The sequence below is a fragment of the Pseudothioclava arenosa genome (assembly GCF_002358085.1).
Lineage (GTDB): Bacteria > Pseudomonadota > Alphaproteobacteria > Rhodobacterales > Rhodobacteraceae > Pseudothioclava > Pseudothioclava arenosa.
On record NZ_NTJD01000006.1, the window covers coordinates 161,306 to 174,425 of the forward strand.

General features: G+C 62.6%; 12 protein-coding genes and 1 tRNA gene. 10 read left to right on the plus strand and 3 right to left on the minus strand.

Annotated features, from left to right (window positions below; genetic code table 11):
* The first annotated feature begins 80 nt into the window (after positions 1 to 80).
* Both CLN94_RS09605 and CLN94_RS09610 read left to right on the plus strand, forming a co-directional pair.
* Entirely contained in the window at positions 81 to 1,175 is a 1,095-nt protein-coding gene (locus CLN94_RS09605; protein WP_096433601.1) for a carboxynorspermidine decarboxylase, read from the plus strand.
* Positions 1,176 to 1,237: 62 nt separating this feature from the next.
* On the plus strand, positions 1,238 to 2,482 hold the full coding sequence (locus CLN94_RS09610) for a saccharopine dehydrogenase family protein (protein WP_096433604.1): 1,245 nt from the start codon (positions 1,238 to 1,240) through the stop codon (positions 2,480 to 2,482).
* Between the two features lie 58 nt (positions 2,483 to 2,540).
* Here the strand turns inward: CLN94_RS09610 and CLN94_RS09615 are convergent.
* Positions 2,541 to 2,617, minus strand: a tRNA-Arg gene (locus tag CLN94_RS09615).
* Positions 2,618 to 2,907: 290 nt separating this feature from the next.
* Here CLN94_RS09615 and CLN94_RS09620 point away from each other — a divergent pair.
* Complete coding sequence (locus CLN94_RS09620; protein WP_425439457.1) at positions 2,908 to 3,939, plus strand: LacI family DNA-binding transcriptional regulator; 1,032 nt, start codon at positions 2,908 to 2,910, stop codon at positions 3,937 to 3,939.
* On the opposite strand, the gene CLN94_RS09625 is transcribed toward CLN94_RS09620, so the two are convergent.
* Positions 3,940 to 4,551, minus strand: a complete 612-nt coding sequence (locus CLN94_RS09625) for an SH3 domain-containing protein (protein ID WP_143598900.1) — start codon at positions 4,549 to 4,551, stop codon at positions 3,940 to 3,942.
* A complete protein-coding gene (locus tag CLN94_RS09630) occupies positions 4,548 to 5,369 on the minus strand; it encodes an ABC transporter permease (protein WP_096433610.1) in 822 nt (273 codons plus the stop codon). The genes CLN94_RS09625 and CLN94_RS09630 overlap by 4 nt, the downstream gene beginning before the upstream one ends.
* A gap of 124 nt (positions 5,370 to 5,493) precedes the next feature.
* Here CLN94_RS09630 and cysQ point away from each other — a divergent pair, with 124 nt between their 5' ends.
* The 7 genes from cysQ to CLN94_RS09665 all read left to right on the plus strand — a co-directional run bounded on the left by cysQ (position 5,494) and on the right by CLN94_RS09665 (position 13,118).
* Positions 5,494 to 6,291: a 3'(2'),5'-bisphosphate nucleotidase CysQ gene (gene cysQ, locus CLN94_RS09635; protein WP_096433612.1), complete on the plus strand. Its 798-nt coding sequence runs from the start codon at positions 5,494 to 5,496 to the stop codon at positions 6,289 to 6,291.
* Positions 6,291 to 7,091, plus strand: a complete 801-nt coding sequence (locus tag CLN94_RS09640) for a 3-deoxy-manno-octulosonate cytidylyltransferase (protein WP_096433614.1) — start codon at positions 6,291 to 6,293, stop codon at positions 7,089 to 7,091. The genes cysQ and CLN94_RS09640 overlap by 1 nt, the downstream gene beginning before the upstream one ends.
* A 165-nt stretch (positions 7,092 to 7,256) precedes the next feature.
* Positions 7,257 to 8,150 (plus strand): UTP--glucose-1-phosphate uridylyltransferase GalU, encoded by an 894-nt coding sequence (gene galU / locus CLN94_RS09645; RefSeq protein WP_096433616.1) that lies wholly within the window; start codon positions 7,257 to 7,259, stop codon positions 8,148 to 8,150.
* Positions 8,151 to 8,162: 12 nt separating this feature from the next.
* On the plus strand, positions 8,163 to 9,149 hold the full coding sequence (gene galE / locus CLN94_RS09650) for a UDP-glucose 4-epimerase GalE (RefSeq protein ID WP_096433618.1): 987 nt from the start codon (positions 8,163 to 8,165) through the stop codon (positions 9,147 to 9,149).
* Between the two features lie 145 nt (positions 9,150 to 9,294).
* Entirely contained in the window at positions 9,295 to 10,197 is a 903-nt protein-coding gene (locus CLN94_RS09655) for a glycosyltransferase family 2 protein (protein ID WP_245845171.1), read from the plus strand.
* A 175-nt stretch (positions 10,198 to 10,372) separates the two neighbouring features.
* Positions 10,373 to 11,407 (plus strand): glycosyltransferase family 2 protein, encoded by a 1,035-nt coding sequence (locus tag CLN94_RS09660; protein WP_245845173.1) that lies wholly within the window; start codon positions 10,373 to 10,375, stop codon positions 11,405 to 11,407.
* A 10-nt stretch (positions 11,408 to 11,417) separates the two neighbouring features.
* Complete coding sequence (locus tag CLN94_RS09665) at positions 11,418 to 13,118, plus strand: DUF5927 domain-containing protein (RefSeq protein WP_096433624.1); 1,701 nt, start codon at positions 11,418 to 11,420, stop codon at positions 13,116 to 13,118.
* Positions 13,119 to 13,120 lie beyond the last annotated feature (2 nt).

The window sequence follows — 13,120 nt, forward strand, 5'->3', positions numbered from 1 at the left end:
AAAATTTCACGGAGTTTTCCTTGCCCCCTCCCCCCTCGGGGCTTATACGGCGGCTTCCATATGCCGCTTGGGGGGGAGCCATGATTCCGACGCCCTACTACCTGATCGACAAGGCGCGCTTGCTTGAAAACATGCGCAAGATCGAGCGCCTTCGCCAGCGTTCCGGCGCCAAGGCGCTTCTGGCCCTGAAATGTTTCGCCACCTGGTCCGCCTTCGACACGATGCGGGACTACATGGATGGCACGACCTCCAGCTCGCTGTTCGAGTTGCGGCTGGGGCGCGAGAAATTCGGCAAGGAAACGCACGCCTATTCGGTGGCCTGGTCCGATCGCGAGATCGACGAGGCGATTTCCTATGCCGACAAGATCATCTTCAACACCGTCGGTCAGCTGGAGCGGTTCGACACTCAATCCGCCGGCATTCAGCGCGGCCTGCGGCTGAACCCGCGGTTCTCGACCAGCGGCTTCGATCTGGCCGACCCGGCGCGGCCGTTCTCGCGGCTGGGCGAATGGGACGTGGCCAAGATCATGGGCGTGATCGACAAGATCACCGGCGTGATGATCCATTACAATTGCGAAAACCGCGATTTCGCGCTGTTCGACCAGCAACTGACCCGCATCGAGGACGAATTCGCCCCGGTGCTGGAAAAGCTGGATTGGGTCAGCCTTGGCGGCGGCATCCATTTCACCGGCGAAGGCTATCCGCTCGACGATCTGGCCGACCGGCTGCGCGCGTTTTCGGAACGGTTCGGCGTGCAGGTCTACCTTGAGCCGGGCGAGGCCTCGATCACCAATTCGACTACCCTTGAGGTCAGCGTTCTCGACATTCTCGACAACGGCAAACAACTGGCCATCGTCGACAGCTCGATCGAGGCGCATATGCTCGATTTGCTGATCTACCGCGAAAATGCGAAACTGCCGCAAGAGGGCGAGCATGCCTATCAGATCTGCGGCAAGTCCTGCCTGGCTGGCGATATCTTTGGCGATGCACGCTTCCCCGCGCCGCTCAGCGTGGGTGACCGGATTTCCGTGCGCGATGCCGCCGGTTACACGATGGTCAAAAAGAACTGGTTCAATGGCGTGAACATGCCAGCCATCGCCATCCGCGAGCTTGATGGAACCGAACGGCTCGTGCGCGAATTCACCTTCGAGGATTACCTGTCCTCGCTTTCGTGAGGGGCGCGCCCCCTCTTGAAGGGGCCCAAGCCCCCTTCCTCTGTCAAAAGGAGACAGCCGAAGTGAAAAAGAATGTGCTCATCATCGGTGCCGGCGGCGTCGCGCAGGTCGTTGCCCATAAATGCGCGCAGAATAACGACATTCTGGGTGACCTGCATATCGCCTCGCGCACCCGCGCGAAATGCGACGCGATCCTGGAAAGCGTGGCCGAGAAAGGCGCGATGAAAGTGCCGGGCACGTTCGAGGCCCATGCCGTCGACGCGATGGATGCGGCCGCCGTGGCGGAGCTGATCCGCAACACCGGCGCGCAGATCGTGATCAACGTGGGCTCGGCCTTCGTGAACATGACGGTGATGGACGCCTGTATCGAGACTGGCGCCGCCTATATCGACACCGCGATCCACGAAGACCCGGCCAAGATCTGCGAGGCCCCGCCGTGGTATGCCAACTACGAATGGAAGAAACGTGATCTCTGCCGCGAAAAAGGTGTGACCGCGATTCTGGGCGCAGGCTTTGACCCGGGCGTGGTGAATGCCTTCGCCCGCTTTGCCATCGACATGATGGACGAGGTGAAGTCGATCGACATCGTCGATATTAACGCCGGCTCGCACGGCAAATATTTCGCCACCAACTTCGACCCCGAGATCAACTTCCGTGAGTTCACCGGCACCGTCTATTACTGGGAAGACGGCCAGTGGAAAGAAAAGAAGATGTTCGAGAGCGGCCACGACTGGGATCTGCCCGTCGTCGGCACCTGCCGCGCCTATCAGTCGGGCCATGACGAGGTGCACTCGCTCGCGACCAACTATCCGCAGGCGGATGTGCGGTTCTGGATGGGCTTCGGCGATCACTACATCAACGTGTTCACCGTGCTGCAGAACCTCGGCCTCCTGTCCGAGAAGCCGGTGAAGACCGCCGAGGGGCTGGAAGTGGTGCCGCTGAAGGTGGTCAAGGCCGTGCTGCCCGACCCGGCGAGCCTTGCGCCGAATTACACCGGCAAGACCTGCATCGGCGATCTGGTGAAAGGCGTGAAAGACGGCAAACCGTTCGAGGTTTTCGTCTACAACGTCGCCGATCACAAGGAAGCCTACGAAGAGGTCGGCAGCCAGGGCATTTCCTATACCGCGGGCGTGCCGCCGGTCGCCGCCGCGATCCTGATCGCGCAGGGCGACTGGGATGCAAAGACCATGGTCAATGTCGAAGAGCTTGATCCCAAGCCCTTCTTCACCGTGCTCGACCGCATCGGCCTGCCGACGCGAATGCAGCTCGGCGGGCTGGGCGGCGAAGACAAAGCCTGGAACGAATGACCGAACGGCCCGCCTCTGGTGGGCCTTTCCTTTTCCGGGCTCACAAGTATCTCGGAAATGGTGACCCCGACAGGATTTGAACCTGTAACCTGCCCCTTAGGAGGGGGCTGCTCTATCCAGTTGAGCCACGGGGCCACGCGCCCCCTTGATGCGGCATCCGCGCTCGCCTTGCAAGGCGCAAGGGATGCGGCATTTTTCGATCATATCGGGAAACGAAAAGGGGGAGCGTATTGGCCCTACGCTCCCCCCTTGGGGTCCACCTTCACCGCGATCGGAGTCTACACGCGGCGTCGGTGTTATTCGGGGCGGGTTGTTCGGAGTCTAGGTCCGCCCCTCCGTTACCGCTAACGTAGCGATTCTCTATCGCTTGCGCAAGAGAAACTTTTAGCGCTAAACCTAAAGAAAATATGAGAGGGTCGCCCACCGTGTCTTTGCCTCCGAAAGAAAGCCGCCGTCCGCTGACCCTGCGCGACGTGTCCGAAGCCTCGGGCGTATCCGAGATGACCGTGAGCCGGGTGCTGCGCAATCGCGGCGATGTCTCGGAGGCGACGCGCGAAAAGGTTCTGCTTGCCGCCAAGACGCTGGGCTATGTGCCCAACAAGATCGCGGGGGCGCTGGCCTCGCAGCGGGTCAATCTGGTGGGTGTGGTGATCCCTTCGCTGTCGAACCTGGTGTTTCCCGAGGTGCTCTCGGGGATTTCCGCGGAGCTTGAGGATACCGGGCTGCAACCGGTCGTGGGTGTCACCAACTATCTGCCCGAGAAGGAAGAGGCCGTGCTTTACGAGATGCTCTCGTGGCGGCCCTCGGGCATCATTCTTGCCGGGCTCGAACACACCGAGGCCGCACGGGCGATGATGGTCAACTCGGGCATTCCGATCGTCGAGATCATGGATGTGGATGGCGCAGGCGTGGACTCGGTCGTGGGGATTTCGCATCGCCGCGCAGGGCGTCAGATGGCCGAGGCGATCATCGCGGCGGGTTATCGCAAGATCGGGTTCCTGGGCACCAAGATGCCGCTGGACCATCGCGCGCGCAAACGGCTTGAAGGCTTCGAAGAGGGGCTGGCAGCGGCCGGATTGACGATTGCCGACAAGGATTTCTACTCGGGCGGCTCGGCGCTGAAGAAGGGCCGCGAGATGACCGAGGCGATGCTGGCGCGCACCCCGGACCTCGATTTCATCTATTATTCCAACGACATGATCGGGGCCGGCGGGTTGCTTTACTGCCTTGAGCAGGGGATCGACGTGCCCGGTCGGCTTGGGCTTGCGGGGTTCAACGGGGTCGAGTTGCTGCAAGGCCTGCCGCGCCGCCTTGCCACGATGGATTCGTGCCGCCGCGAGATCGGTCGCAAGGCTGCCGAAATCATCGCCGGGCGTCCGCATCAAGGGCTGATCGGGGGCGAGGTGATCGAACTGGAACCGATCATCGAGCTGGGCGACACGATCCGGACGGCCTGATCAGCGGCGAAGCGCGCAGCACCCCCGAAGGCCAAGCGGCGCCCCGGTCCCTGCCAGAAACAGGTCGAGCGTGATGCCATAAAGGCGATCGCTCATCCCGTCAGAGCACAGCTCACGGCGCAGCGTCGCAAAGCCCTCGGCGCCTTCGCCGGCAAACCGCCACCCCAACACACCAAGATGCCCGCCCTGCGGAAGTGCGGACCACGCAATGGCGAGAGGCTGCGCCTCCTGCCCCATCGCGGTGAAACTGGCGCCAGCCTCCGGGGCATAGGCAAGGCTCCAGAACGGTTCGGTGCCGTGGCAGGACAGAGCCGTCTCGCCTTGCCACCACTCAGCGCCCTCCTCACGCGCGAGATAGCGCGCCGAGACCCAGACCACCCCCTCCGACAGGTTCAGTTGCGCCCATTTCCCATCTTCGGAAAAGCGGATCACCTCAACGCCCCGCGCGTCAGGTTCCAGCGCACCCAGGATCGCGCCCTGCACATTCGGAGCCGCACGCAGGTTCAGCCGGTCATCGGCAGAAACCCCCGTCACGCTGTAGAAGGCCGGGAGGCCCTCGGCGGAGGCCGCGCCTGCCAACAGGCAGAACAATGCGGGTGCGAACGCCCTCATTTCCCGGCACGCCAGCTTATGGAGGCGTATTGCCGCGTGTAGAACTCACCCATCAGCCCGATCATAGTGACCGCCAGACCGAAATAGAGCGGATACTGCCAATTCGTGAAATGCGGGTTGTAGTTGATGAAGGCAAAACCGCGCGCCTGGTCGATGGTGTGGAACAGCGGGTTCCAGTCGAACATCACCAACATCTTGCTGGGCAGCGTATTGGCCAGAAACATCTTGCCCGAGGCGATCATGTTCACCCGGGTGTAAACCGTCCTGATGATCCCGATCGGCCCGGGCGCCCAAGGCGTCGCCGCCAGAAACACGAGGCCCAGCGCGCAGCCGGTAAACCAAGCCAGCAACAACATACCAAAGGCGCCGACCATGTCGTAAATCTCGATATGCCGGTAGCCGACATGGTAGACGAACAGCACGATCACCAGAGACAGGACCTGATTGTAAAGCGCGCCAAGCGCCGCCGAGGTGATCGACACGGCCGTCGTCATCGGCGCGTGCTGCATCATGGCCGAGGTCGAAGCTTCGGCCCCGGACACGGCGCCCAGCGACTTCACATGCGTCATGAACATGAAGATGCCGCTCATCAGGAAGAGGATGAAATCCCCCCGAACCGAGGCGCGGCGCAGCCCCAGAACCTCTGACATTACGAAAAACACTGCAACCAGCATCATCGTCTGCATCATGTTCTGCAACAGGCCGAGGATCGCATTGCCATGCGTTCGGCGCAGGGATCGCACCGTGGCGTGAAAGATCAACTCCAGCAGGCTGAAGGTTGATCCGAGGGTGGAATTGCTGCGCTCTGCTCTGAACATCGACGATCCGGACTGGCTGCGCCACTATTTACCGCGGAAAACTTGCCGTTCCCTTGACGGCAGATCATAAGGGGAGACGATTTATATGGCAATTCCGGCCCTGAGGGGTCGAACGGGGGGATCAATGGATTTCGAACGCCTTGAAACCGTGATGCGGCAACTGGCCCTTGAGGCCGGCGCAAAGATCATGGACATCTACAACGCGCCCGATTTCGAGGTGAAAACCAAGTCCGACGCCTCTCCGGTGACCGAAGCCGACGAAGCTGCCGACGCGCTGATCTCGGCCGGTCTGCGCGCCGCTTTTCCCGATGTGGCACTTGTCACCGAGGAGCAAGCCGCCAGCCATGGCCAGGATGTCTCGACCTTCCTGATCGTCGATCCGCTCGATGGCACCAAGGAATTCATCAAGCGCCGCGGCGAGTTCACCGTGAACATCGCTTATGTCGAAAACGGCGTTCCGCTGCGCGGCATCGTCTACGCCCCGGCGATCGGTCGACTGTTCTACACCCGCGCGGATGGCACCTCGGTCGAGGAAACCGGACCCGAGTTTCACGCGCAGGCGGTGAATGCACAGACCCCGATCTCGGTTTCGATGCCCGACAATCGCGCGTTGATGGTGGTGGCCTCGAAATCGCACCGTGATCAGGCGACCGACGATTACATCAACCGCTATGCCGTGGCCGATATGAAATCGGCGGGCTCGTCGCTGAAATTCTGCCTTGTCGCCACCGGCGAGGCCGACATTTACCCCCGTCTTGGCCGCACCATGGAATGGGACACGGCGGCGGGCGACGCGGTGCTGCGCGGCGCGGGCGGCGAGATGGTGCGCTTCGATGACCACACGACCTTTACCTATGGCAAGGCAGGCTTTGAAAACCCCTTCTTCATCGCCTTCGCCCCCGGCGTTCTTCTGGTGAAATAATGTCTGTCCTGATCGTCATTCCGGCCCGCTACGCCTCGACCCGCTACCCGGCCAAGCCGCTCGTGCCGCTGACCGGGGCGACGGGCGAAAAAAAGACCCTGATCCAGCGCAGCTGGGAGGCGGCGATGGCCGTTTCGGGCGCCGATCGGGTTGTGGTCGCCACCGATGACGACCGTATCCGCGAGGCCGCCGAAGCGTTCGGCGCCGAAGTGGTGATGACCTCGGAAAGCTGCCAGAACGGCACCGAGCGCTGCGCCGAGGCCTATGCCAATCTGGGCGAGACGCATGAGATCGTGGTGAACCTGCAGGGCGACGCGCCGCTGACCCCCGCCTGGTTCATCGAAGACCTGGTTGCGGGGCTGCGCGCCAACCCCTGGGCCGAACTGGCGACGCCGGTGCTGCGCTGTGAAGGCGCGATGCTGGAGGCTCTCAAGGAGGACCGTCGCAACGATCGCGTGGGCGGCACCACCGCCGTGTTCGGTGCGGGCAATCGCGGGCTTTATTTCTCGAAAGAGGTGATCCCTTTCACCGCCGAGCGCCACGCCCCCGAGGCACCGACGCCGGTGTTTCACCATGTCGGCGTCTATGCCTATCGCCCTGAGACGCTCAGCCAATATCCGGGCTGGCCGGTCGGACCGCTGGAGCAGCTTGAGGGGCTTGAACAGCTGCGGTTCCTTGAAAACGGGCGCGCGGTTCTGTGCGCCGAGGTCGAGGCCCGCGGCCGCCAGTTCTGGGAACTGAACAACCCTTCGGACGTCGCCCGGATCGAGGCGATGATGGCCGAGATGGGTCTTGCCTAAGACACCCCGCGTTTAAATGCCGCGCCCGGTGGAAAAAGCGATGGAAAACCGCCAAGTTCACTGAAACGCGAGTTAACTTCCGCGCGCCGATCTGCGAGAGGAGCGCGGATCGAATCCGATCGTAACGAGTAAATTCTGTTCTCCCCAACACGAAGAAGGTGTCCCATGAAACGCAAGGTAACCAAAGCGATCTTCCCCGTAGCCGGCCTCGGCACCCGCTTTCTGCCTGCGACGAAATCCATTCCGAAAGAGATCCTGACGCTGGTCGACCGCCCGCTGATCCAATACGCGATCGACGAGGCCCGCGCCGCCGGGATCAAGGAATTCGTTTTCGTGACCTCGCGCGGGAAATCTGCGCTTGAAGACTATTTCGACGATGCCCCCGAGCTGGAGCGGGCGCTGCGCAAGGGCAACAAGGCCGCGCTGCTCGAAGAGCTGGAAAAGACCAACATGGATTCGGGCGCAATCGCCTATGTCCGCCAGAACCGCCCGCAGGGGCTGGGCCATGCGGTGTGGTGCGCGCGCCGGATGCTGGGCAACAACGAAAGCTTTGCCGTCATCCTGACCGATGACGTGATCGCGGCCGAGAAACCCTGCCTGCAGCAGATGGTCGAGGCTCATGAGGAAACCGGCGGTAACGTCGTCGCCGCGATGGAAGTGCCCACCGAGAAAATCTCGTCCTACGGCGTTCTTGACATTGAGGAGGACATGGGCGCGATGGTCAAGGTGAAGGGGATGGTCGAAAAGCCCGCCGCCGGAACCGCGCCGTCGAACCTCGCGGTGATCGGGCGCTATATCCTGACGCCCGAGATCATGAAGAACCTCAACAAGATGAAGCAGGGCGCCGGTGGCGAGATCCAGCTGACCGACGCGATCGCAGACGAGATCGCCAAGGGCAACCCGGTCTATGGCTTCCGCTTCAAGGGCCAGCGCTATGATTGCGGCTCGAAGGCGGGCTTCCTGCAGGCGACGGTGGCCTTCGGGCTGCGTCATCCGGATCTGCGCGATGAGTTCGGCGGGTATCTGGACGCGCTCGCCACCCAGCGCCACGGCAACTGATCGCGGCTGCCGATGGCTGATGTTGTATTGGTGACGGGCGGGGCCGGGTATATCGGCTCCCATGCGTGCAAGGCGCTGCGGGCGGCGGGTTACCTGCCCGTCGCCTACGACAACCTCTCGACGGGCTGTCGCGAGGCGGTCAAGTTCGGCCCTCTGGAAGAGGGCGATCTGGCCGACCGGGCACGTCTGGACGAGGTCTTTGCCAAATGGCAGCCGGTCGCGGTGATGCATTTCGCAGCGCTCAGCCTTGTCGGCGAGTCGATGAAGGACCCGGCGAAATACTGGCGCACCAATGTGCTCTGCGGGCTCAACCTGATCGAGGCGACACTGGCGGCGGGCTGCCGCAACTTCGTCTTTTCCTCGACCTGCGCGACCTATGGCGATCAGGATGGCGTCGTGCTGAACGAGGACACGCCGCAATACCCGATCAATGCCTATGGCGGCTCGAAACGCGCGATCGAGGACATGCTGCGCGATTTCGGCGCGAGCCACGGGCTGAACTCGGTGATCTTCCGCTATTTCAACGTGGCTGGCGCCGATCCGCAGGCCGAGGTGGGCGAACAGCATGTGCCTGAAACCCACCTGATCCCGCTGATGCTCGATGCGATTGCGGGCAAGCGCCCGGCGCTGACGGTGTTCGGCTCGGATTATCCGACACCCGACGGCACCTGCATTCGTGATTACGTGCATGTCTCGGATCTGGTCGATGCGCATGTGTTGGGGCTGAAATGGCTTGAGGCCGGCAAGCCCTCGCGGGTGTTCTGCCTCGGCTCGGGCGAGGGCTATTCGGTGCGCGAGGTCATCGCCCGTTCACGCGAGGTGACGAACCGTGAGGTGCCGATCATCGAGGGCGATCGCCGCCCCGGAGATGCGGCCAAGCTGGTATCGGGCTCGACCCGCGCACTGCAGGAATTGGGCTGGACGCCGCAGCGCTCTGCGCTTTCGACAATGATCGCAGACGCTTGGCGCTGGCATCAGGCGCCAGAATATGAGAGCTAATCCCTCAAACCTTTGAAGGATCAGCCCCCTGCCGAGCCTGCGAGAGATCTGGCAATCCTACCGGCTGCGCTTGCGCCGCAAACGCCTGCTTTGGCGCGCCTTTCGGGCACGACACGGGCTGCGCGCCGTTGCCGATCGCAGCGCCATGATCGCGCCGGACGATATCTTGCTGTTCGCCTGCATGCGCAACGAGGCCCACCGCCTTCCGCAGTTCCTGGATCATTACCGCCACCTCGGCATCGCACATTTCCTGATCGTCGAGAATGACTCCACCGACGACACCGCCGCCTTTCTGGCCGGCCAGCCCGATGTCTCGCTCTGGCGCAGCACGCGCAGCTACCGTGCGGCGCGCTTCGGGATGGATTGGGTGAACTGGCTGCTGTGGCGGCATGGCTCGGGCCATTGGTGCCTGACCGTCGATGCCGACGAGTTGCTCGTTTATCCCGAAAGCGATACGCGCGGCCTGCCCGAGCTCACCCGCTGGCTGGACGCGCGGGGGCAGCCCTCGATGCGGGCGCTGATGCTTGATCTTTATCCCAAGGGGCCGGTTTCCGGCGCCGCTTATCAGCCGGGACAGGACCCGACAGAGGTGCTGAACTGGTTCGATGCCGAGGGATATCGCCACGAAGCGCAGCCCAAATTCGAGACCGTCTCGATCCGCGGCGGCCCGCGCGCGCGCACCTTCTTTGCACAGACGCCTTCAGACGCGCCGCATCTGAACAAGGTGCCGCTGGTGCGCTGGCACTGGCGCTATGCCTATCTCAGCTCGACGCATATGGCGCTGCCGATCGCGCTGAACGGGGGCACCGAACCCAATCCGCAGATGCCGACCGGGGCGCTTTTGCACACCAAGTTCCTCGACGGGATCATCGCCCGCTCCAAAGAAGAGAAACGCCGGCGCGAACATTTCACCCACGCCGCGCGGTTTGATCGCTATTACGACGCGATCATCGCCGATCCGGACCTCTGGACCCCGGAGTCGCGCCCCTACGACGGGCCCGCCGCGCTTGAATCCGCGGGCCTAATGCAGCGCGGTCTGTGGCCATAAAGCTTACGTCCGCTTCGATCCGAAGAAGCCTTGTTTACGGCGTTGAATACAATCCGTATTCTGCGATGGATCGAAGGCGGGGATACGGCCTTCGCATTCTACCCTGCGGGCGACGTTTCCGACCCCGCCCGGATTTTGGTTAACCAGACCGAAAGCAGTTCGGCACGAGAATGCGGTGGCAGATCCGAAGGGACGAAACGTGAAGCTCAGACAGCTCAGACAGCTGCGTCGGGAGCGCCGATGGCGCCAGTTTCGCGCGTTTCGCAAGCGCCGCGAGCTGTCCTGCGTTGCCAATCGTACCGCCACGATCAAACCCGATGCAGTTCTGGTCTTTGTCACGCTGCGCAACGAACGCCCGCGCCTGCCCTATTTCCTGCGCTACTACCGTGACATGGGCGTCGGCCATTTCCTGTTCGTGGATAATGGCTCCGAGGACGGCTCGCGCGAATATCTGACCGCGCAGCCCGATTGCTCGGTCTGGACAACGCAAGCCTCGTATAAATCCTCGGGCTTCGGGATCGATTGGCTGAACTGGCTCTTGCGCAAATACGGCACCGGCCATTGGACGCTGACGCTCGACCCAGACGAGTTCTTTGTCTACCCGTTCTGCGACACCCGCCCGATCAACGCACTGACCGACTGGCTCGACAGCTACGAAATCCGCTCCTTCCCGGCGATGCTCCTGGACATGTACCCGAAGGGCCCGATCGACGCCGAACCCTATCGCGAAGGCCAGAACCCGTTCGAGATCGCCAGTTGGTTCGACAGCGGCAATTACATGATCTCCAAGAACGGCAAGATGCAGAACCTCTGGATTCAGGGCGGGCCCCGCGCGCGCTGTTTCTTCCCCGACGATCCGGCCGATGCGCCCTCGCTGAACAAGATCCCGCTGGTGAAATGGGCGCGCGGCCTGGTCTATGCCTCCTCGACGCATATGCTGCTTCCGCGTGGGCTGAACCGGGTCTATGACGAATGGGGCGGCGAGATGATTTCGGGCTGCCTCCTGCATGCGAAATTCCTCTCGCCCTGGTCCGAAAAGGTTTCCGAGGAGCTTGAGCGCCGCCAGCATTACGCAAATTCGCGCGAATACCGCGTCTATGCCGAGACCCTCTCGGAACCGCCGGATCTTTGGTGCAAATGGTCCGAGAAATATATCAACTGGCGCCAGCTCGAGATTCTCGGGCTGATGTCGAAGGGCAACTGGGCATGAGGGCGCGCGCGTGACGATCGGTTTCATCATGATGTGCCACACGGCGCTGGACCGGGCCGCGCAGGTCGCGCGGCACTGGGCCGAGCGCGGTGCGCCCGTGGTGATCCATGTCGACAAGCGCACCGATGCGGCGGAATACGGCACCTTGGTCAAGACGCTGGCGGATCTTGAAAACGTGTCGTTTTCGCCGCGTTTCAAATGCAACTGGGGCACCTGGTCACTGGTGCAGGCCGAACAGGCCGCCGCCGAGCAGATGCTCGCGCGCCACCCCGAGATCCACCACGTTTTCCTTGCTTCTGGCTCCTGTCTGCCGCTGCGCCCGCTGAACGAGTTGACCGCCTATCTCGCGGCCCATCCGCAGACCGATTTCATCGAAAGCGTAACTACGGCTGAGGTTGACTGGACCACCGGCGGCATCGGCCTCGAACGGTTCACGCTGCGCTTCCCGTTTTCCTGGAAACGTCAGCGCCGCTTGTTCGACCGCTATGTCGCGCTGCAACGCAAGATCGGCTTCAAACGCAAGATCCCCGAGGGGCTGGTCCCGCATCTGGGCAGCCAGTGGTGGTGCCTGACGCGCCAGACGCTCAGCGCGATCCTGCAAGACCCGCGCCGCGCCGAGTTCGACGCCTATTTTCGACGCGTCTGGATCCCCGACGAAAGCTATTTCCAGACCCTCGCGCGGCTCTATGCCACCTCGATCGAGAGCCGTTCGCTGACGCTGTCGAAATTCGATTTTCAGGGCAAGCCGCATGTCTTCTATGATGACCACCTGCAGTTGCTACGCCGCTCGGACTGCTTTGTCGCCCGCAAGATCTGGCACCGGGCCGAGCGGCTTTACGCAACTTTCCTGACCGACCGCGCGAGCATCGACCCCGAGGCCGAGCCGAACCCGACCAAGATCGACCGGCTGTTTCACAAGGCGGTCGAGCGGCGCACCAAGGGCCGGCCCGGGCTTTACATGCAGTCGCGCTTTCCCAAGAAAGACCGCGAGAACGGCAAGACTTCGGCGCCCTATTCGATCTTTCAGGGCTTTTCCGACCTGTTCGAGAATTTCGACGGCTGGCTGTCGAAATCGGCGGGTGTGCGCGTGCATGGCCACTTGTTCGGGCCCGAAGGCGCCGAGTTTGCCGGTGGCGAGACCATGTTCAATGGCTGCCTGAGCAACTCTGCGACGCTGCGCGACTACAACCCCCGCGCCTTCCTGACCAACCTGATCTGGAACGCCCGCGGCGAGCGGCAGTGCTTCATGTTCAGCCCGCGCGATACGCAACAGGACATCGACTGGTTCACCGCGACCGACCCGAATGCGCAGATCTCGGTGATCTCGGGGGCATGGGCGGTGCCGCTGTTCCGCTCGAACCAGGATTTCGCGGCGATCCGCAGCGAGGCGGCGCGACTGCAGCAGATCGAGATGCATCACCTCTCGATCCTGCGCTCGATGTTCGTCAAGGCGCGGGTGCGGATCTGGTCGCTGGCCGATTTCGTCGAAAACCCGATGGAGCCCTTGCAAACCATCATCGACGAGATCAGCCCGCGCGGCGCACGGCGTCTGACCGAAGTGCCGCAGATGGTCGACCTTAGCGGCTTTGGCCAGTTCCTGCAGAGCCTGCGCAACCAGGGCATGCAACCGCGCTTGATGGGTGATTTTCCGGTGGGCGACGACCTTAGCCCGAAGGCACCCCGCCGTGGCCGCCCCTATCTGGTGAAGTAAGC